The sequence below is a fragment of the Amycolatopsis sp. WQ 127309 genome (assembly GCF_023023025.1).
GTDB lineage: Bacteria > Actinomycetota > Actinomycetes > Mycobacteriales > Pseudonocardiaceae > Amycolatopsis.
In genome coordinates this window covers 4,010,059-4,029,054 of the sequence record NZ_CP095481.1, presented here as the reverse complement: position 1 = coordinate 4,029,054, position 18,996 = coordinate 4,010,059, and the positions used below count along the sequence as shown (strand labels likewise).

General features: G+C 72.0%; 20 protein-coding genes. 9 read left to right on the top strand and 11 right to left on the bottom strand.

The window, feature by feature from the left end:
* Position 1 precedes the first annotated feature (1 nt).
* The 4 genes from MUY22_RS19010 to MUY22_RS18995 all read right to left on the bottom strand — a co-directional run bounded on the left by MUY22_RS19010 (position 2) and on the right by MUY22_RS18995 (position 2,919).
* Positions 2-1,126, bottom strand: coding sequence for a C40 family peptidase (locus tag MUY22_RS19010; protein ID WP_247061348.1), 1,125 nt, complete (start codon positions 1,124-1,126; stop codon positions 2-4).
* Positions 1,123-1,452: a hypothetical protein gene (locus tag MUY22_RS19005; RefSeq protein WP_247061346.1), complete on the bottom strand. Its 330-nt coding sequence runs from the start codon at positions 1,450-1,452 to the stop codon at positions 1,123-1,125. Before MUY22_RS19005 ends, MUY22_RS19010 begins: the two co-directional genes overlap by 4 nt.
* Before the next feature lie 111 nt (positions 1,453-1,563).
* Positions 1,564-2,307 carry a thioredoxin domain-containing protein gene (locus tag MUY22_RS19000; RefSeq protein ID WP_247061345.1) on the bottom strand — a complete coding sequence of 248 codons (744 nt, stop codon included), beginning with the start codon at positions 2,305-2,307 and terminating at the stop codon, positions 1,564-1,566.
* Positions 2,308-2,379: 72 nt separating this feature from the next.
* Positions 2,380-2,919, bottom strand: a complete 540-nt coding sequence (locus MUY22_RS18995; RefSeq protein WP_247061344.1) for a MauE/DoxX family redox-associated membrane protein — start codon at positions 2,917-2,919, stop codon at positions 2,380-2,382.
* Positions 2,920-2,986: 67 nt separating this feature from the next.
* Between MUY22_RS18995 and MUY22_RS18990 the strand changes: the two genes are divergently transcribed.
* The 5 genes from MUY22_RS18990 to MUY22_RS18970 all read left to right on the top strand — a co-directional run bounded on the left by MUY22_RS18990 (position 2,987) and on the right by MUY22_RS18970 (position 8,789).
* Entirely contained in the window at positions 2,987-3,817 is an 831-nt protein-coding gene (locus MUY22_RS18990) for a glutamate ABC transporter substrate-binding protein (protein WP_247061343.1), read from the top strand.
* Entirely contained in the window at positions 3,814-6,195 is a 2,382-nt protein-coding gene (gene hrpB / locus MUY22_RS18985) for an ATP-dependent helicase HrpB (protein WP_247061342.1), read from the top strand. Before MUY22_RS18990 ends, hrpB begins: the two co-directional genes overlap by 4 nt.
* Before the next feature lie 69 nt (positions 6,196-6,264).
* Complete coding sequence (locus tag MUY22_RS18980) at positions 6,265-7,179, top strand: ATP-binding cassette domain-containing protein (RefSeq protein ID WP_247061341.1); 915 nt, start codon at positions 6,265-6,267, stop codon at positions 7,177-7,179.
* Positions 7,176-7,940, top strand: coding sequence for an ABC transporter permease (locus MUY22_RS18975; protein ID WP_247061340.1), 765 nt, complete (start codon positions 7,176-7,178; stop codon positions 7,938-7,940). Before MUY22_RS18980 ends, MUY22_RS18975 begins: the two co-directional genes overlap by 4 nt.
* 249 nt (positions 7,941-8,189) lie before the next feature.
* On the top strand, positions 8,190-8,789 hold the full coding sequence (locus tag MUY22_RS18970) for a hypothetical protein (RefSeq protein WP_247061339.1): 600 nt from the start codon (positions 8,190-8,192) through the stop codon (positions 8,787-8,789).
* A 45-nt stretch (positions 8,790-8,834) separates the two neighbouring features.
* Here MUY22_RS18970 and MUY22_RS18965 read toward each other — a convergent pair whose 3' ends face one another.
* Positions 8,835-9,389: a TetR/AcrR family transcriptional regulator gene (locus tag MUY22_RS18965; RefSeq protein WP_247061338.1), complete on the bottom strand. Its 555-nt coding sequence runs from the start codon at positions 9,387-9,389 to the stop codon at positions 8,835-8,837.
* Positions 9,390-9,439: 50 nt separating this feature from the next.
* Here MUY22_RS18965 and MUY22_RS18960 point away from each other — a divergent pair, with 50 nt between their 5' ends.
* Positions 9,440-10,567, top strand: coding sequence for an FAD-dependent monooxygenase (locus tag MUY22_RS18960; protein WP_247061337.1), 1,128 nt, complete (start codon positions 9,440-9,442; stop codon positions 10,565-10,567).
* On the opposite strand, the gene MUY22_RS18955 is transcribed toward MUY22_RS18960, so the two are convergent.
* The 3 genes from MUY22_RS18955 to MUY22_RS18945 are packed head-to-tail and all read right to left on the bottom strand — an operon-like array spanning position 10,512 to position 13,517.
* Positions 10,512-11,186, bottom strand: a complete 675-nt coding sequence (locus MUY22_RS18955) for a response regulator transcription factor (RefSeq protein WP_247061336.1) — start codon at positions 11,184-11,186, stop codon at positions 10,512-10,514. The two genes, MUY22_RS18960 and MUY22_RS18955, sit on opposite strands and share 56 nt — an antisense overlap.
* Complete coding sequence (locus MUY22_RS18950) at positions 11,183-12,763, bottom strand: sensor histidine kinase (protein ID WP_247061335.1); 1,581 nt, start codon at positions 12,761-12,763, stop codon at positions 11,183-11,185. The genes MUY22_RS18955 and MUY22_RS18950 overlap by 4 nt, the downstream gene beginning before the upstream one ends.
* Before the next feature lie 46 nt (positions 12,764-12,809).
* Positions 12,810-13,517 (bottom strand): dienelactone hydrolase family protein, encoded by a 708-nt coding sequence (locus tag MUY22_RS18945; protein WP_247061334.1) that lies wholly within the window; start codon positions 13,515-13,517, stop codon positions 12,810-12,812.
* A gap of 41 nt (positions 13,518-13,558) precedes the next feature.
* Between MUY22_RS18945 and MUY22_RS18940 the strand changes: the two genes are divergently transcribed.
* The gene (locus MUY22_RS18940) at positions 13,559-13,768 is read left to right on the top strand and encodes a hypothetical protein (protein WP_247061333.1); all 210 of its coding nucleotides are present in this window, start codon (positions 13,559-13,561) and stop codon (positions 13,766-13,768) included.
* Between the two features lie 11 nt (positions 13,769-13,779).
* The gene (locus MUY22_RS18935; RefSeq protein WP_247061332.1) at positions 13,780-14,526 is read left to right on the top strand and encodes a hypothetical protein; all 747 of its coding nucleotides are present in this window, start codon (positions 13,780-13,782) and stop codon (positions 14,524-14,526) included.
* Here MUY22_RS18935 and MUY22_RS18930 read toward each other — a convergent pair.
* Complete coding sequence (locus MUY22_RS18930) at positions 14,508-14,729, bottom strand: hypothetical protein (protein WP_247061331.1); 222 nt, start codon at positions 14,727-14,729, stop codon at positions 14,508-14,510. The genes MUY22_RS18935 and MUY22_RS18930 overlap by 19 nt on opposite strands.
* An 8-nt stretch (positions 14,730-14,737) precedes the next feature.
* The gene (locus MUY22_RS18925; RefSeq protein WP_247061330.1) at positions 14,738-15,862 is read right to left on the bottom strand and encodes an inorganic phosphate transporter; all 1,125 of its coding nucleotides are present in this window, start codon (positions 15,860-15,862) and stop codon (positions 14,738-14,740) included.
* Positions 15,863-16,084: 222 nt separating this feature from the next.
* Here MUY22_RS18925 and MUY22_RS18920 point away from each other — a divergent pair, with 222 nt between their 5' ends.
* Entirely contained in the window at positions 16,085-17,491 is a 1,407-nt protein-coding gene (locus tag MUY22_RS18920) for a nitrilase-related carbon-nitrogen hydrolase (RefSeq protein ID WP_247061328.1), read from the top strand.
* 213 nt (positions 17,492-17,704) lie between these two features.
* Here MUY22_RS18920 and MUY22_RS18915 read toward each other — a convergent pair whose 3' ends face one another.
* Complete coding sequence (locus MUY22_RS18915; protein ID WP_247061327.1) at positions 17,705-18,907, bottom strand: CdaR family transcriptional regulator; 1,203 nt, start codon at positions 18,905-18,907, stop codon at positions 17,705-17,707.
* Positions 18,908-18,996 lie beyond the last annotated feature (89 nt).

The window sequence follows — 18,996 nt, the reverse complement described above, 5'->3', positions numbered from 1 at the left end:
GTTACCCCGTCGGCCGGTAGAACCCGATGAACGACTGTCCCGCGTTCGTGGTGCGGATCTTGCTGATCTGGACCGGGTCGCCGGCCTCGACCATCTGGCCGTCGCCGATCACCATCGCCACGTGCCCGGACCAGACGACCAGGTCACCGGGCAGCAGCTGGTCGATCGAGGGCACCTCGGCGCCCACCGTCTGCTGCGCCGCCGTCCGCGGCAGCTGCAGGCCCGCGTCCTGGTACGACGTCATGGTCAGGCCACTGCAGTCGAGGCCCTGGCCACGCGCGGTGCCGCCCCAGACGTACGGCACGCCCAGCTGCGAAAGCGCGTTGCGCACGGCCTTCGCGGCGGTTTCGTTGGGCGCCATGACGGTCTTGCCGCCGGGCAGGTTGATGCCGACGCCGGTGCCGGGCTGCGGCGGGACCGCGACCGGCAGCCGCGGCTTGTGCACGGCGCCGCCGCCACCGCCGCCTCCCCCACCGCCGCCGCCCCCGCCATCGGAGCCGCCGCCGGAGTAGCCGCTGTTGCTGTTGAAGGACGAAGCCACCTTCGTCGGCGAAGCGCTGCTCGCCGACGTCGTCTGCTCGCCGCCACTCAGCTTGGTGCCGATGTCGGTGAGCTGGTTGATCGTCTGCTCGCTGAACGTCGCGGCCTGGCCGGTCAGCTGGCCGATCTTCGTCTGCAGCTTCATCAGGATGTCGCGCGACGCGGCGCCGCGGCTCTCCGGCGGCTGGATGCCCTTGACCGCCGCCAGCGCCTTCATCGACGCCGAGATCTCCTTGATGATCTGGTCGCGGACCTGGTCGTTCTTGATCTGGCCCAGGTTCAGCGTCTCGGCGGCCTCGGCGACGGCCCGCTCGATCTCGGCGCTCTCGTCGAGCAGGTCCTGGACTTCCTGCTCCAGGCTCTTGGACGTCGCCGTCGCGCGGTCGGTCGTCGAGCCGGAGCTGGCCGACGTCAGGTTGACGCGCTGCGCCGACGCGGTGTCGTGGGTCTTGCCCATCGACGTCTGCAGCGCGACGTGCCCGTCGCGCGCGCCGCTGATGGCGGCCGGGTCGTGGTGCAGCTTGTCCGCGAACTGGTTCGTGGTGTCCAGGCCGTGCCGGACGAGCAGGTCGGCGTGCTCGGTCACGTGAGATCCGTCCCGAGCCGCCGGACGACGTCGCTGTGCTCGGCCTCGACGCCGGCGTAGTTGCGGTCGGTCTGGCGGGCGGCGTCACCCATCGCGCTCCAGCCGCCGCCGACGCGGTGCAGCTTCTCCTGCAGCGCCCGCATCCGGCCGGTGTAGGCGCCGGTCAGGCCGGACTCCGAGCCCATGTCGGAGAAACCGACCCCGACGTGCGGGCCGACGTGCTTGTCCGCCGCGCCCTTGACGTCTTCACCGAGCGGGTCGACCTCACGCGCATACCGCGTGTACGCGCCGTCGTCGACGTGAAACCCCGAATGCGAACCGTCCACTGGCCCTCCCTGTCACCAGGGGTGCGACGTGCGCGCGCCACCCCCGGTTCCCCACCCTGCGGGAATCAGCCTAGACCAGGTTCCGTACCCGAGTGGGCGAATTGCCCGGACTCAGCCGAGCACCCCGGTGAGCCAGCTCTGGTCCTGCCAGTTGACGATCGCGCCGTTCGAGATGACCGTCGGCGTGCCGAAGCCGCTCTGGCCGCCGCCGAAGTCCTGCGCCAGCTTGGGGTCGGTCTCGATCTGCTGGAACGCGACGTTGATCTGGTCGTTGTAGGTGCCGGCGTTGACCGTCTCGGCGAACTTCGGGTCGGTGATGCCGACGTTCTTGCCCAGGTCGATCAGCTGCGCCTTGTCGTAACCGCGCTTGCCCTCTTCGGGCTGGTTCGCGTACAGCGCGTCGTGGAACTGGAGGAACTTGCCGGCGTCGGCCGCGGCGAGCGCCGCGTTCGCCGAGTCGAGCGAGTACCCGGGCGGGCTCGAGCGGTCGTTGAGCAGCGGCACCATGTGGTAGCGCACCGCCAGCTTGCCGTCGTTGACCGCCTGCTCGATCTGCGTCTTGTTGTTCTTCTCGAACGTGCCGCAGATCGGGCAGAGGAAGTCGGCGTAGACGTCGATCGTGGACTTCGCGCCGGTCTTGCCGACCGTGACGGCCACGCCGTCACGCTTCTGGGTGACATCGGCGGCCAGCGACGTGGTGGCCTGGCCGGGGTTGATGACCTGGCCCTCGGTCTTGTTCTTGTCGGAGATCGTCCAGATCACGCCGCCGATCACGAGCGCGGCCACCACGACCACGGCGGCGATCCCGATGATCCACTTCCGCTTGTCACCGGACGCGCCCCGGGCCTGGGCCACCGCCCTCGCTCCCCCGGCCTGCGCGGCCTGACGACGCTTCCGAGCGGTCCGCTCAGCTCCACCCACTGTGTATCAGTTCCCTTCCGCGATACCCGAGTAGTCGGGCCCGGGCTCGACAGAGTTCCCACGACTGTTCCCACGACCTCGCGCCAGCCAGCCGTCGATCGACAGCCAGGTGCGCGGCCGCGCCAGCAGCCAGACGGCCAGCAGCGCGAAACCGGAGTCGCGGAGGATCTCCTGCGGGTACTCGGTCTGTCCCGCCGCCACCTGGCCGCCGCCGCCGAAGCACCCGCAGTCGATGCTCAGCCCGCGCGCCCACGACTGGGCGATGCCGGCGATGAGCACCACGAGCAGCACCAGCGCGGCGCCGGCGACCCACCGGGTCGCCAGGCCCGCGAGCAGGAACAGCCCGAGCACGAGCTCGACGAGCGGCAGCGCGACGGCCACCACGTTCACGAGGGCGCCGGGCAGCACGTCGTACGCCTGGACGGCGATCAGCGTCTGCCCCGGATCGGCCAGCTTCACGGCACCGGAAACGAGCCAGACGGCCGCGAGCCCGAGCCGGGCGAGCGTGCCGACGGCGTCCAGTACGGGTTGGGACGGTCGCACCACGCACTTAGGCTAACGGGAGGACCTGAGAACTTCGTGAGGGCCCGGCGGGGGCGGAGGGAGCGGCGGGATGCGGTGGCGCGTGCTGGTCTCTTCGGCGTTGCTGCTGGTCACGGCGACCGCGTGCGGTCCCACCCACGTTTCGCCGACCGACTCCGTGGTGGCCCGCGCCAGTGCCACGGATCACCTGACCATCGGCATCCGGTTCGACGCGCCGGGCCTGTCGGAGCACACCGTGGACGGCCGGTTCGTCGGGTTCGACGTCGACGTCGCGACTTTTGTGGCGGGTGAGCTCGGCGTCGACGCGAAGGACATCACGTGGCGCGAGACGACGTCGGCGACGCGCGAGGCGGACCTCGCCTCGGGGACGGTCGACCTGGTCGTGGCGACCTATTCGATCACCGACAAGCGCAAGCAGCAGGTGTCGTTCGCCGGGCCGTACTTCACGACCGGCCAGGACCTGCTGGTCCGGCGCACCGCGGCCGACATCACCGGGCCGGAGACGCTCAACTCGCGCAAGCTCTGCTCGGTGACCGGCTCGACGCCCGCCCAGCAGGTCAAGGACAAGTTCGCCCAGGCCGTCCAGCTGGTCGAGTACCCGCGGTACCCGGACTGCGTCACGGCGCTGCTGGCCGGGCAGATCGACGCCGTGACGACCGACGGCGTCATCCTGGCGGGTTACGTCGCGCGGGACCCCGAGCTGCTGAAGGTCGTCGGGAAGCCGTTCTCGAAGGAGAACTACGGCGTCGGCCTGCGCAAGGGCGATGCGCAGGGGGTGAGCAAGATCGACGACGCGATCGGCAAGATGGTCTCTTCGGGTGAATGGCTGCGCTCGCTCAACGCGAACATCGGCCCGTCCGGCTACCAGCTCCCACCACCCCCCGAGGTCACCGAGAAGTGAAGCTGCCCGACCTGCCCGTGCGGGCCGTGCTGCCCGACGTGCTCGCCGCGTTGGACGCGCACGGCACCGCGGTCCTCGTGGCGCCGCCCGGCACCGGCAAGACGACGCTGGTGCCGCTCGCGCTGATGTCCGGCGACGGCCGCGTCGTCGTCGCCGAGCCGCGGCGGCTGGCCGCGCGGGCCGCGGCGGGGCGGATGGCCGCCATCCTGGGCGAGCCGGTCGGCGAGACCGTCGGGTACGCCGTGCGCGGCGACCGGAAGGTGTCCTCGCGCACGCGCGTCGAGGTCGTGACGTCGGGGCTGCTGGTGCGGCGGGTGCAGGGCGATCCCGAGCTGCCCGGGGTGGCGACGGTGCTGCTCGACGAGTGCCACGAGCGGCACCTGGACGCGGACCTGCTGCTCGCGCTGCTCCTGGACGTCCGCGCCGGGCTGCGCGACGACCTGCGGTTGCTGGCGACGTCGGCGACCGTGGCGTCCGGCCGGCTGGCCACGCTGCTCGGCGACGCGCCGGTGATCGAGGCGTCCGCCCGGACCTACCCGGTCACGACGTCCTACCTGCCGCCGTCGCGGGGCGAGCGCGCCGAGCCCGCGGTGGCGCGCGCGGTGCGGACCGCACTGTCCGAAGGGGACGGTGACGTGCTCGCGTTCCTGCCCGGCGCGGGCGAGATCGCGCGCACCTCGGGGTTGCTGCATCTGTCCGATGTGGACGTCCTGCCGCTGCACGGACGGCTCACCGCGGCGCAGCAGGACGACGCGCTGCGGCCGCGTGCGCGACGGCGCGTCGTGCTGGCGACGGCGGTGGCCGAGTCGAGCCTGACCGTGCCGGGGGTGCGCGCGGTCGTCGACTCGGGGCTGGCGCGGGTGCCGCGCGTCGACCACCGGCGTGGGCTGCCCGGCCTGGCCACGGTCCGCGTGTCGGCGGCGGTGGCCGCGCAACGCGCCGGCCGCGCGGGCCGCGAGGCGCCGGGCCGGGTGTACCGCTGCTGGGCGGAGCACGAGCAGGCGACGCTGCCCGCGTACCCCGAGCCGGAGATCCGGACGGCGGAGCTGGCGCGGCTGGCCCTGGAGCTGGCGTGCTGGTCGACGCCGGACGGCAGCGGGCTGGCCTGGTGGGATCCGCCCGGCGAAGGCGCATTGGCGGCGGGTCGCGCACTGCTGGCCACGCTGGGCGCGACAGCGCCGGACGGCACGGTGACCGCGCGCGGCCGCCGGATGGCCGACCTCGGGCTGCACCCGCGGCTGGCGCGAGCGTTGCTGGACGGCGCGGAGGCGGTCGGCGCGCGCAACGCGGCGGAGGTCGTGGCGCTGCTCGACGCGGGCGGCAAGCTGACGGACGTCGATGCGGAGCTGCGGCGGTTGCGCGGCGCGAGCGACGACGCGGCGCGACGGTGGAAGCGCGAGGCCGAGCGGCTTTCGCGGCTGGTGACCGGGGACGGCAAGCCCGATCCCGCGTTGATCGTCGCCCTGGCCCACCCGGAACGGCTCGCGCGGCGACGGGCCGGCGGCGAGCCCGTCTACCTCATGGCCGGCGGCACCGCGGCCGAACTGCCGCCCGGCAGCGGCCTGGACTCCGCGTGGCTGGCCATCGCCGAAGCGACCCGGGATCCCGGCCGCGTGCACGGCACCATCCGGCTCGCCGCGGCCGCCGACGAGCGCCTCGCCGTGCGCGCCGGCTCGGTGTCCGAAGTGGACGAAGTGACCTGGGCCGACGGCGACGTCGTCGCGCGGCACGTCCGGCGGCTCGGCGCCATCACGCTGGCGTCGCGGCCGTTGCAGCACCCGGACGTCCACGACGCGCTGGTGGCGGGGCTGCGAGCCGAAGGCCTCGGCTTGCTGAAGTGGACCGCCGACGGGACCCGGTTGCGCGAGCGGATGGCGTTCCTGCACCGGGTGCTCGGCGCGCCGTGGCCCGCCGTCGACGACGCCGCGCTGCTGTCCGATGTGGACAGCTGGCTGGACCTCTCCGCGGCCCGCCGTCGCGCGGACCTGGCGAACGTCAACGCCGGTACCGCGCTGAAGGCGCTGCTGCCGTGGCCGGAAGCCACCCGGCTGGACGAACTCGCCCCGGACCGGCTGGAAGTGCCGACGGGGTCGCACATCCGCGTCGACTACGGCGGTGACCAGCCGGTGCTGGCCGTCAAGCTGCAGGAGACGTTCGGCTGGACCGGCACGCCCACGCTCGCCGGCGTCCCGGTCGTCCTGCACCTGCTCTCCCCCGCCGGCCGCCCGGCGGCGATCACCGCGGACCTGGCGTCGTTCTGGACGAACGGCTACCCGGCGGTCCGCGCCGACCTGCGCGGCCGCTACCCGAAGCACCCGTGGCCCGAGGACCCGGCGACCGCCACCCCGACGCGGCACGTCACGCGGCGCCGCACCTGACGAAAGTCGGGGGCGGTCCGCGACCGTCGTCCGATGTCGTGGCGCCGGGGAAATCCCAGACTGGGCTGCATGATCACGCTCAGGGGACTCACCAAACGCTACGGGGAGAAGACCGTCGTCGACGCGCTCACCTGCGACGTCGGGGCCGGGCAGGTGACCGGGTTCCTCGGTCCCAACGGCGCCGGGAAGTCGACGACCATGCGGATGACCGTCGGGCTCGACCACCCGCAGGCCGGCGAAGTGCGCGTCGGCGGGCGGCGGTACGCCGAGCTGCGGCACCCGCTGCGCGAGGTCGGCGCGCTGCTCGACGCCAAGGCCCTGCACCCCGGCCGCAGCGCCGGCAAGCACCTCCTCGCGATGGCGCGCAGCAACGGCATCGCGGCATCGCGGGTCGAGGAGGTGCTCGCGACGGTCGGGCTTTCGGACGTCGCGGGCAAGCGGGCCGGGCAGTTCTCGCTCGGCATGGGGCAGCGGCTGGGCATCGCGGGCGCGCTGCTCGGCGACCCGGGCGTGCTGCTGTTCGACGAGCCGGTCAACGGCCTCGACCCGGACGGCGTCCGCTGGGTGCGGCAGCTGATGCGCTCCCTGGCGGGCGAGGGGCGGACGGTGTTCGTCTCGAGCCACCTGATGAGCGAGATGCAGCTGACGGCCGACCACCTCGTGGTGATCGGCAAGGGAAAGCTCCTCGCGGACGCGCCGGTCGCCGAGTTCATCGCGGGCAACTCCCGCACGACGGTCTCGGTGCGCGTCCCGGACCCCACCGAGCGCGACGCGCTGTCCCGCCGCTTGCGAGCCGAAGGCGCCCACACGGACCTGGACGCACCGGCCGAGCTGGTGGTCGACGGCCTCGACGTCACCCGCGTCGGCGACCTGGTGCACGAGCTGGGCATCCGGGTACACGGCCTCGCCGAGCGGACGGCGTCGCTCGAGCAGGCGTACATGGAACTGACCGCTTCTTCGGTGGAGTACGGGGTGTCGGCATGACGGCTGCGGTGTCTACGGTCTCTTCGGAGTGGACGAAGTTCTGGTCGGTCCGCGCGACCTGGTGGACGCTGATCGCCGGAGCCGCGCTGATGGCGTTCTACAGCGCGGTGTCGGCCATCGCCCAGCGCTACGACAGCGAAGACCCGATGGGCGCCAACACCATCGCCCTGGGCGGCGGTTTCTACTTGACGCAGTTCGCGGTGATCGCACTGGCGACGCTGTTCGTGACAAGCGAGTACGCGGGCGGCGGCATCCGGTCGACGCTGCTGTGGACGCCGGTGCGTTCACGGGTGGTCCTCGCGAAGGCGGCGGTACTGCTGCCGGTGCTGTTCGCGTACGGCGTGGCGCTGTCGGTCTCGGGAATGGCGTTGGCGGGTGTGGTGAAGGACGGCCACGGCCTGCCGACGTCCGTCGCCGGCGCCCTCACGACGGCTGTGGGCATGGGCGGGTACTTCGCCTTGCTGGGCTTGCTGTGCACCGGAGTGGGCTGGGCGCTGCGAAGCGCGGCGGGGACGTTGGTGACGGTGATCGTGGCGCTGGTGCCGCTACCGCTGATCGTGGCGTCGCTGGGCCTGCCGGGCTGGGTGCCGTACTTCCCGGGGATCGCCGGGGTGAACGCGATGGTCGAGGCGGGACAGCCGAACCCGATCACCCAGGCCGCGGCACCGTACGCACCTTGGGTGGGCCTGCTGATCTGCGCGATCTGGACCACGGTGGCGCTGGTCGCGGGCCCTGCGGTGCTGCGCCGCCGGGACGCCTGACGCCCCTAGCGAGCTAAAAAAGCGGGGGGACCCACCAGGTGGGTCCCCCCGCATTGGCCAACGAAAGAGGCCAACAAAAGGAGTGCGTGCCGTGCTATCAGCAACGCCACCGACAGAGCCGATGACGTTGGACGACGGTGCACATTTTTAACTCCCTTTGTTGGGACTGAGGCCGACGAACCAGCCGACCTCTGCTATCTATAGTCCTCGCACCCACGTACAGAGTCAAGACAGAGAGCGAGCGTTCTTGTGTCGACTGCAGACCTGGTTCTCGCCGGTTCGACAACACTCATCGGCGCGTTGATCGGGCTCGCGATCTCATATTACTTCTTCCGGGTCGGCGGAGCCGCGAGGCTGAAGATCGTCATCGGGCTCACGGAAGTCGCACGTATCGACCCCGCGACCGTGGGCGTCCAGGTGAAGATGAAGATCGGAACCACAGAGATCTCCAATCTTTTGGTACTCGAAGTTACGATCCAGAACCGTGGAGCGAAGGACCTGGTCGTCGAAGGTGCGGAGGACAGCTCGAAGCACGAGCTGCGGCCACGCATCGAGCTACCGGAGGGGTTCCGAGCCCTGGCCGACCCCTGGAACTTGGACGGCTCAAAGCCCGATGCCGACGTTCGCCTCGCCAGGCAACTGCGCGATTCCCGGCAGGTCTTCTACGTGCACATTCATCGCCTAGCGCGAGGGGCTACGGTTCGAGCCCGAATAGTGTGCACCCAAAAGGGTGAACGGAACACTGGGCGACTCATGGGCGACGAAGTAGTCTTCAGCTCCGGTTTTCTGCCTGACGTCGACGTACGACCTTCAGGCCTCCTGGAAAGAAAGGCGACGAACAGCCAGTAAGGAAGAAAATTTCAAACGCCGATCCAAATCCGGACTCGAAACAACTTAGTCGACAGAGGAGATCCCCAAGCCCGCCAGCACTTCCCGGGCGCCGCGGGTCAGCGCGGCCCGGGAAGGCGGCGCGAGAGAGCCCGTGCCCGCGATTGCGTCGAAGATCGCGCCGTCCAGCCAGGCCACCAAGACCGTCGCGTGGCGTTCTGGTTCTGGGGAGCCTGCGGTGGCCAGGACCGATGCGCAGCGGCGGCGGATCAGCAAGCCGCCCTTGTCGTACGCCTTCCGCAGCTCCGGGCGGCGGGTTGCCTCCAACGCGAACTCGTACCGCGCCAGCATCCGCGTTCGACCCGTCGTGATCGCCGCGTGGACGAAGCCCGCCAGGTACTCCGCCAAGCGGCCCGGTGGTGGCTCCACGTCGACGTCGTCCAGCGTGACCATCCGGTCGATCGCCAGCTCCAGCAGCGCGCCGCGGGTCCGCGCGTAGTACGACGTCGACCCCGCGGGCAGCGAAGCCGCCCGGTCGACCGCTCGGTGGGTCAAGCCGCGCATGCCTTCCGCCGCGATCACCTCGATCGCCGCGTCACCGATTGCCGAGAGACGGTCCACGAGCCCCACTCTACAGGTGTAGAGTCCTCTACACCTGTAGAGGAGGAGCTATGCGCGCGGTGGTGGTCGGCGGCGGTATCGGCGGGCTCGCGGTGGCGGTCGGGTTGTGTCGGGTCGGCTGGGACGTGACCGTTCTGGAGAAAGCACCCGAGATCACCGGCGTCGGCGCCGGGATCTCGCTCTGGCCGAACGCCCAGCGCTGCCTCGACGTCCTCGGCGTCCAGGCTCCCCTGCAAGAACAGCGCGACGGCGGTTTGCGAGACAAGCGCGGCCGACGGATCACCGGCTGGGACGCGGACGCCTTCACCGGGCACCACGGGCTTCCCCTCGCCGCGATCCACCGCCGGGATCTCATCGACGCGCTCGCGCGAGCACTGCCCCGAGAGACGGTGAAGACCGGCGCCGAAGTCACCGAAGTCCGCGAAGACGGCTTCGTGCGCTACACCGGCGGAGAACTCCACGCCGACCTCGTCGTGGCCGCCGACGGGATCAACAGCCGGATCAGAAAGGGAGCACCACCGGTCTACAGCGGCAGCACCGCCTTCCGCGGCGTCGCCCATCGGCCCGGGACGCCGCTGAGCACCAGCTGGGATCGCGGCGCCGAGATCGGCGTCCTCCCGCTGGCCGGCGGCGACGTCTACTGGTGGATCTCCTACGTCGTCCGGGCCGGCGAACGACCCGCCGACGTCAAGGCCTACCTCCAGCAGCACTTCGGCCGCTGGCACGACCCGATCCCGGCGCTCATCGACGCGACGCCCGCCGCGGACATCCTCCACCACGACCTCTTCTACCTCGGCACGCCGCTGACCAGCTACGTCCGCGGCCGGATCGCACTGCTCGGCGACGCCGCCCACGCGATGCCGCCGTTCCTCGGCCAGGGCGGCTGTCAGGCCCTCGAAGACGCCGTCGTGCTCGCCCACGCCGTGTCCACAGAGGACACCACCGAGAATGCACTCAGGAAGTACGACCGAGAGAGACGAAAGCGCAGCCAGAAAGTCGCAAGGAACTCAGTCCGAGCCGGGAAGATCGGCCCGCAGCTCACCAACCCCGTCGCCACCGCACTGCGCAACGCGCTCCTGAGAACGACCCCCGCCAAAGCCGCGGCCCGGATCGGCGCCGGGGTCAGTGGCCGGCAGCCGCCGGGTCTCCCCCGACCAGTCCCGCCTCGTACGCCGTGATCGCGGCCTGCACCCGGTTCTTCACGCCGAGCCGGGTCAGGATGGTGCTGACGTGCGCCTTCACCGTGCCCTCGACGACGAACAGCTTCGCCGCGATGTCCGCATTGGACAGTCCGGATCCGATGAACACCAGCACTTCCCGCTCCCGGTTGGTCAGCAACGCGATCCGCGACCGGGCCGCCGACGCGCGCGCGAGCCGGCCGCCGGACAGCCGGGCGATGACCCGCTGCGCCACCTTCGGCGAGAGGAACGCGGCGCCGTCCGCGACGGCGTGGATGCCCGCCAGCAGCTCACGCGGGTCGCCCGACTTGAGCAGGAACCCGCCCGCGCCCAGGCCGAGCGCGCGTTCGATGTAGTCGTCCTCGCCGAACGTCGTCAGCATGATGACGCCGGTCGCGGGCAGCAGCCGCCGGATCTCGGCGGCCGCGCCCAGGCCGTCCAGCACCGGCATCCGGATGTCGAGCAGCACGACGTCCGGGTGCGTGGCCAGCACCTGGGAGACCGCCGCACGCCCGTCGGCGGCTTCGGCGACGACCTCGATGCCGCCGTCCGCGGCCAGGATCGCCGCCACCCCCGCCCGCATCAACGCTTCGTCGTCGGCCAGCACGACCCTGATCACGAAACCCCCTCGGCGAACTCGTCCTTCGAAACCAGCTTCCCGTCGGCGAAACACAGCCGATAGGCGGCGTAGTCGTTGTTCAGGAACGACCTTCCGGTGCCGTAGTACTCGCACGCGGCCCCGGGCACCGGCGGCAGCGGCGGCTCGCCGCGCGTCGGCCGGGCGCTGCGCTGGTTGCCCGGCAGCAGCGGCGCGACCTCGGCGCGGGGCTGCCCGAGCCGCAGCCGGTCGTAGACCGGACCGGGCAGCTCCGACGAGTTCCACAGGTACAGGAAAGCGATCCCGGCGACCCCGATGACCACCGCGAACAGCCCGAGCGGGATGCCGACGGCCTGGATCAGGCTGCGCCGGACGTCACGCCGCGCCAGCTCCAGCGCCCGCGCGGACGTCGGCTGCCCGACGGCGTCGTCGGCGGCCTCCCGCAGCTCCGCGGTCTCCTCGACCGGCGCGGCGTCGTGCGGCAGCGTCGCGGTGACGGCGAACCCGCCCGCGTGCGGCCCGGCCCGCAGCGTGCCGCCGACCAGCCGGACGCGCTCGCGCAGCCCGATCAACCCGCGGTGCCCGGACGCGGCGCCCGGCAGCGGCCCCGCGGGCGGCGTCGCGTTGACGACGCTCACCTCGGTCTGCGCGTCGGAGCTGGTCACCCGGACCGTCACGGCGGCGCCGGGCGCGTGCTTCGCGACGTTCGTCAGCGCTTCCTGGACGACCCGGTGGGCCGCGAGGGTGACCATCGGCGGTGCCTGCGCGCTGTCCACTGTGGAATCGATGAGCAGCCCGGACGCCCGGGCCCGCGCGATCAGCTCGCCGAGGTCGCCCTGCACCGGCTCGACGGGCGCGGCGTCCTCGCGCAGCACGCCGATGATCTCGCGCAGCCGTTCGGTGGCGGCCGCGGCGCTGGTGCGCAGCTGGGCGGCCGCGCCGCGCTGGCCGTCGTCGAGGCCGCCGGCGACCTCCAGGGCCGCCGCGCGGACGGCGATGAGGCTCAGCTCGTGGCCCAGCGAGTCGTGCATGTCGCTGGCGATCCGCGCGCGCTCGCGCAGCCGGGCCTGGTCGGCGACCAGGCGCTGGCGGCTCTCCATCTCCTCGGCGCGGCGCCAGCCGGTGCGGGCCAGCTCCCCGCGCAGCCGGACGTAGCGGCCCAGCAGCCACGGCGAGAGCCCGGCGAACACCAGCATCGTGACCAGTTCGGCCCAGTCGCCGAGGCCGTCCTCGCCGACGAGCAGCGAGAGCGGCAGGCCGAGCACCGCGACGGCGCCACCGAGCAGCAGGCCCGGCCGCGCCCGCGGCATCCGCAGCCCGGCCTGGTAGCACATCGCGACCAGCACGAAGATCACCCAGACCGGCAGGCGGTTGCCGTACGGGAACGGTACGACCAGCGCCCCCGCCAGCGCGACGCCGAGCGAGACGACCGGGAAGCGCCGGGCGGTGGCGACCGAGCCCAGGACGACGGCGAACCCGCCGGCCATCTCCCAGTACGCCCGGGCGTCCACCGTGTCCGAGACGACGATGAACGCCAGGAACAGCGCGAGGACGGCGTCGAACACCACCCGCCACCGTCGCCTCGTCACCTCCCGCACACCAGCGACGCTACAAGCGGGTCGCGGCGGCGACCACTGCCGAAAGTCAACCTTTCAGGGCGTCCAGGAAGGCCAGGGTCTGCGGCCAGGAGAGCGCGAACGCGTCGGCGTTGACCGCGGTGCCGTGCCGCGAGGAGTCGCTGAAGCCGTGCTCGGCGCCCGGGAAGTGCTGGGTGAACGTCGCGCCCGTCGCGCGGGACTGCAGCGCGGCCTGGAGCCGGTCGAACGTCTCGTGCGAGACGACCGTGTCGGCCTCCGGGTAGGCGACGAGCACCGGCGCCGTGATCTCTGTCGACAAAGCGACCGTGTCGAGGGTGTGGTTCGGCGGCAGTGGGTCGCGGACCGTCGGGTGGTAGGCGACGACACCGGAAAGCCGCTGGTCACGGGCGGCGAGCAGGAGCGCGAACCGGCCGCCCAAGCACCAGCCCATGACGCCGGCCGACGTGCAGCCGAGGTCACCGAGCAGGTGGTCGAGCAACGCCGTCTGCTCGGTCAGCGCGACCTCGTCGGACAGCTCGCCGAGCTTCGCGCCGAGGTCCTCGCGGGAGGTGTTGTCGGTGCTCGCGCCGTGGAAGACGTCCCAGGTCAACGTCGTGATGCCGCGGCCGGCGAGCTCGTCGGCCCAGGCCCGGACCTGCGCGCCGATGCCGGTGATCATCGGCAGCAGCAGCATCCCGGACCCGGAGCCACCGGCCGGGCGGGCCAGGTACGCGGAGAGGTCGCCGACACGGGTGGTGGACGTCTCGATGCTCATATCCGCACGGTAGCGCCCCCGGTGCTGCATCATGATCCACCATGGCCGAGCGCACCCTCGCCGATCAGTTGGGCGGCGACCTCCCCGAAGGCATCGAGGCCCTCGACGAGCACGAGCGGCAGGACCTCGCCGACGCGCTGCGCGACGCGCGCAGACGGCAGGCGAAGGCGTTGGCCGAGGCGGGCGAAGAAGGCCTCCGGTACGTCCCCGCGTTGCTGCGCGGCGCGGTCCGGAAGGCGGTCGGGCTGTGAATGACAAAGCTGTGACTGACAACTACGAAGCCGAAGCCGAGATCCTCAAGCTGGCCCGCGTCCTCGGCGTCGCGCCGGAGCGGCTCGAGTACCTGGCCCGCGTCGACGCCGGCGACCTGCGGGTGTTCCGCGAGCGCGTCACCGACACGCTGTTCGACGCGAACCTCGCCGTGCTGCAGCGGATGGCGCTCGCCGCGCGGATCGTGCCGGGCGCGGTGCTGGCGAAGATCGCCGAGAAGGTGTTCGGCCCGCTGCTGTGCGCCCGGATCGCCGGCGTGGTGGACGTCGCCCGCGGCGTCGACGTCGCGAAGCGCCTGAGCCCCCGGTTCCTGTCGGAGGTCGCGGCCGACCTCGACCCGCGCCGCGCGAGCGCGATCATCTCGCGCATCCCCATCGACACCGTGCTCGCCGTCGCGGCCGAACTGGCCGATCGCGCGGACTGGATCACGCTGGGCCGGTTCGTCGGGCACCTCCCGGACCCGACGGTCCGGCGCTGCCTCGAGGAGATCGACGACCCGGGCCTGCTGCGGATCGCGTTCGTCCTCGACGACAAGAACCGCATCGACCACGTCGTCGGCCTGCTCCCGGCCCACCGCCTCGGCCGCGTCATCACCGCGGCCGGCGCCGACGAAGACCTCTGGACGCCGGCGCTGGACATGCTGAACCACCTGAGCGCCGAGCGCCGGAACACCCTGGCCCCGATGCTCGGCGGGCTCCCGGACGGCCTCCGGGAACGCGCTCAGGCGACGATCAAGTAGATCCCGTAACCGACGATCGCCAGGCAGACGGCGAAGCAGAGGATCGCGCCGGCCAACGGGCCGGTGCCCGAGCCACCCGCTTCGCGAGCCGACTCGCGCTGCGAGAGCCCCACCACTCCGAAGGAGAAGAGGCTCGTCAGCACGACGACCGAAGCGAGCGCGACGACGAAGACGAGACCGAGGGAACCCCAATCGATGTTCACGGCACTCCTCAGACGTTGGCCGGCTGCGGGGCCGGCTCGGGCTCGGTGATGGTGTTGGCGCTGATCGGGTTCCGCCGCGACGCGAGGTAGATGCCCACCGCGATGACGACCCCGGCGAGACCGATCAGGACCGTGCCCCAGGTGCCGAGCGTCGAGACCTCGGCGGCGATCGCGCCGACGATCGCGGCGGCCGGCAGCGTCAACGCCCAGGCGACGACCATCTTGCCGGCGACGCCCCAGCGGACCTCGGCGAGCCGGCGGCCGAGGCCGGAGCCGATGATGCCGCCCGAGCAGACGTGCGTGGTGGACAGCGCGAAGCCGAGGTGCGCGGAGGTGAGGATGACGGCCGCGGCGCTCGTCTCGGCCGCGAAGCCTTGCGGCGTCTGGATTTCGGTGAGCTTCTTGCCCATCGTCTGGATGATGCGCCAGCCGCCGAGGTAGGTGCCGAGCGCGATCGCGGTGCCGGCGGTCAGGATCACCCAGATCGGCGGGTTCGAGCCCGGCGCGAGCGAACCGGAAGCGATCAGCGTCAGCGTGATGACACCCATCGTCTTCTGCGCGTCGTTCGTGCCGTGCGCGAGCGAGACCAGGGACGCCGAGGCGATCTGACCGGCCTTGAACGTCCGGCCCACGGTGTCCTTCTTCGCCCGGGCGGTGATCCGGTAGACGAGGAAGGTGCCCAGCGTCGCGACGAGCCCGGCGACGATCGGCGAGGCGAGCGCCGGGATGAGGACCTTCTCGACGACCTTGCCGAAGTGGACGGCGTCCGAGCCCGACGCGATCCAGGTGGCGCCGATCAGCCCCCCGAACAACGCGTGCGACGAGCTCGACGGCAGCCCGATCAGCCAGGTCACCAGGTTCCAGACGATGGCCCCGACCAGGCCGGCGAAGATGATCACCGGCGTCACCTTGGTGTCGTCGACGATCCCGCCGGAGATCGTCTTCGCGACCTCCACCGACAGGAAGGCGCCGACGAGGTTCAGCACCGCGGAGACCCCGACCGCGACCCGCGGTTTGAGGGCGCCGGTGGCGATGGACGTGGCCATCGCGTTGGCCGTGTCGTGGAAGCCGTTGGTGAAGTCGAAGGCGAGCGCCGCGACGATCACCACCAGCACGATCAGCGAGAAGTCCATGCGGGGCTCATTTCCGTCGCCGGAGGCTGTTCGTTGAGCAACGCTACGGATCGGCCGACCGGAACCCGATCCCTGCGGTGTGACGGCTCCCTGAACACTCCATGAACCCGAAAGCGCTTACCGGGAGGATCCGTACATTTCCGGCAGGTAGGGCCAGCCCGACCACGAAGAGGGTGGTGCGGCCCAGTGCGGCCCGCCGCCGGCCCTGCGACCGTCGGGGTCATGAGCAGACTGGGGCCGGGCCGGCCGATCGCCGCGACAGTGGCGTCGGGTGTGTTGTTCTTCTTCGGCACGGGGCTGGACCCGGTCGCCGCGCTGGCGTGGTTCGCACCACTGCCGATCCTGCTGCTCGCGCCGCGGGTGTCCGGGGTGACGGCGGCGCTCTGCGCGTTCGTCGCCTACGCCGCGGGCAGCACCGGCACCTGGAGCTACTTCTGGCATTCGCTGGCCGTCCCGCGGCCGGCCGCGATCGCGATCCTCGCCGGCAGCGCGGTGCTGTTCGCCCTGGCCGTCGGCCTGTTCCGGCTGCTGGTGCGACGTCGGCACGCCGTGCTGGCGGTGCTCGCCGCGGCCGGCCTGTGGACCGTCGCGCTCTACGCGGTCTCCCTGCTGAACCCGACCGGCCTGATGGGAACGTTCATGACGACCCAGGCCGACCGGCCGGTGGTCCTGCAGCTCGCGTCGGTGACCGGCGGCTGGGGTGTCGAGTTCCTCGTACTGGCCGTCCCGGCCGCGGTGGCCGCGATCTGCGCGCCCGGCGTCGCGGGCCGGTCCCGGGTGGTCTCGGTGGTGGCGGTCGCCGCCGCGCTGACCGGGCTGGTCTTCTGGAGCACCGCGCGGCTGAGCAGCCCCGCCGGGACCACGGTGAAGGTCGCGCTGATCGCCCCGGCCCAGGCGGCCTGGGCCACGGACGTCACGACGCCGCAGGGCGCCGCGCTCCTCCAGTCCTATGTGGACGCCATCGGCGCGTTGCCGGACGGCGTGCGCGTCGCGGTGCTGCCGGAAGCGGCCTTCGCGGTGGACGACGTGTCCCGGGCCGGGTTCGCCGAGCAGCTCCGCCGCACCGGCGTCGAGGTCGTCACCGGCGTCTACGACACCACGCCGCAGGGCCGGTTCAACGCGGCGCTCGACGTCCCGCCGTCCGGGCCGGCGGTCGAGTTCCACAAGTGGCACAACGGGGATTCGAAGAACATCACGTCCGGAACAGACCTCGCGTACCTCGCGGGCCCGGCGAAGATCGGCCTGCTGGTCTGCATGGACGTCAACTTCGGCGACCCCAGCGGAGACTACGGCGCGGCCGGCACCGGCCTGGTCCTGATCCCGGCGTCCGACGAGGACGTCGACGGCTGGGAACACAGCCGCACGGCGTTGATCCGCGGCGTCGAGAACGGGTTCTCGGTGGCGTGGAGCGCATCCCGCGGGACGCCGATGCTGTCCGACGCGCACGGCCGCGTCCTCGCCGACACCCACACCGGAGACCAGCCGTTCTCGGTGGTGACGGCAGACGTCCCGCTCGGCAGCGGCGGCACGCCGTACGCCCGCTTCGGCGACTGGTTCGCGTGGCTGTGCGGACTCCTGGCCCTGGCCGGCATCGCGGCCGCGGCGAGCCGGGAACGCGTCGACGCCTAGTGCCGCGTGACCTCGCACCTCTCACGCCGGGCGTGTTGGCCGCTCCGGTCACCGTGTTGGCCGCTCCGGACGCCACAACAGCTGCCCGGCAGGCCCCCATGACGACCGCAAGCGCCACCACACCGACCGGAATGGCCAACACAGTGACCAGAGTGGCCAACACAGTGACCGGAATGGCCAACACGCGACCTCAACTGTTGATCAAGGCATGCGCTAGTCCGCCGCGCGGGCCACCACGGCCGCGCCGAGCAGCGTGACGTCCGCCGTCGACGTCGGGTCCAGGCCGGTCAGCGCCTGGACCCGACGCAGCCGGTAGTCGACGGTGTTCGGGTGGACGTGCAGCTGTGCCGCGGTCGTCCGGCGGTCGCCGAGGCGCAGGTACGCCCGCAGCGTGTCGAGGAGATCCGCCTTGTCCGCCAACGGTTCCAGCATCTCGGCGAGCCGGTCGCGGGCCTCGCTGGGGCAGGACAGCTGGTACTCCAGCACGACGTCGTCCAGCCGGTAGACACCCGGCGGGCGGCCGAAGGTCCGGGCCACCGCGAGGATCCGGCGGGCGCAGGGGGCGGCCGCGGCGACGCCGTCGGGCTCGGTGACGACCACGCCCGCCGTCACCGGGACGGCCGCCGCGCGGGCCATCTCCCGGACCACGCCGTCCAGCCACGGCCGGTCGCGCTCGGGCAGCAGCGCCAGCCCGCCGTCCGTGGTCAACGACGTCAGCATCGGCTCGCGCACCTGCCGCTCCAGCTCGGCGCGCAGCCGCCGCAGCTTCCGGCGGGCCGCGACCAGCGGGTCGACGTCCGCTGACGTCTCGTCCGGGTGCGCGCCGAAGCCAAACGCCACGACCAGGTAGGACGGCGGCAGCCGCAGCCCGGCCTGGTCGGCCGCGGCCTGCGCGGGCTCCCCGCCGAGCAACGCGGCCAGCAGGCTTTGCCGCGCCGAGTACTCGTCGCCGGAGATGGACTGCTGCTGGGCGAGGTAACCCGCCGCCACGGCCGGGGTGATCAGCTCGAGGTAGCGCAGCAGGAGCGCGTTGACCGCCATGACGTCGGCGAGGTCCCCGGGCCGCGCGTCGGCGGTCGTCGTGTCCCAGGTGACCTGGAAGCCGACGTGGTACGCGGTCAGGACCACCTCGATCGGGATGCCCTCCTCCGCGCGCCGGGCCGCCGACTCGCGCAGGAACGCGACCTCGGCCGCCGTCGGCAGCGTCTTCGACCGGAGCACGCCGACGAACGAGCGCAGGTTCTGCTCGATCACCCGGCTGATGTCGCCGGCCAGTTCTTCGCCGGGCATCAGCCGGTACGCCGTGAGCCGGGCGACCAGCTCCTCGATCACCGCGCGGGTCAGCGCCGGCAGCGCGCCGGTCAGCCGGTCGGCCAGGTTCTGACCGCCGACCCGGAACGCTTTGTCATCCGTCACAACCGGCCCCGCCCAACTCTGAGCGTCGTCCCATGTCGCGGACGACCCGTTGTGCCACATCATGACAGGTATCACTTACTGACGGGTAA

What these genes read in the sequence shown, in the direction of transcription:
- MUY22_RS18990 (WP_247061343.1), top strand. Translation starts at nt 2,987, where the DNA reads ATGCGGTGGCGCGTGCTGGTCTCTTCGGCGTTGCTGCTGGTCACGGCG.
- MUY22_RS18980 (WP_247061341.1), top strand. Translation starts at nt 6,265, where the DNA reads ATGATCACGCTCAGGGGACTCACCAAACGCTACGGGGAGAAGACCGTC.
- MUY22_RS18975 (WP_247061340.1), top strand. Translation starts at nt 7,176, where the DNA reads ATGACGGCTGCGGTGTCTACGGTCTCTTCGGAGTGGACGAAGTTCTGG.
- MUY22_RS18960 (WP_247061337.1), top strand. Translation starts at nt 9,440, where the DNA reads ATGCGCGCGGTGGTGGTCGGCGGCGGTATCGGCGGGCTCGCGGTGGCG.
- MUY22_RS18945 (WP_247061334.1), bottom strand. Translation starts at nt 13,517, where the DNA reads ATGAGCATCGAGACGTCCACCACCCGTGTCGGCGACCTCTCCGCGTAC.
- MUY22_RS18940 (WP_247061333.1), top strand. Translation starts at nt 13,559, where the DNA reads ATGGCCGAGCGCACCCTCGCCGATCAGTTGGGCGGCGACCTCCCCGAA.
- MUY22_RS18925 (WP_247061330.1), bottom strand. Translation starts at nt 15,862, where the DNA reads ATGGACTTCTCGCTGATCGTGCTGGTGGTGATCGTCGCGGCGCTCGCC.
- MUY22_RS18920 (WP_247061328.1), top strand. Translation starts at nt 16,085, where the DNA reads ATGAGCAGACTGGGGCCGGGCCGGCCGATCGCCGCGACAGTGGCGTCG.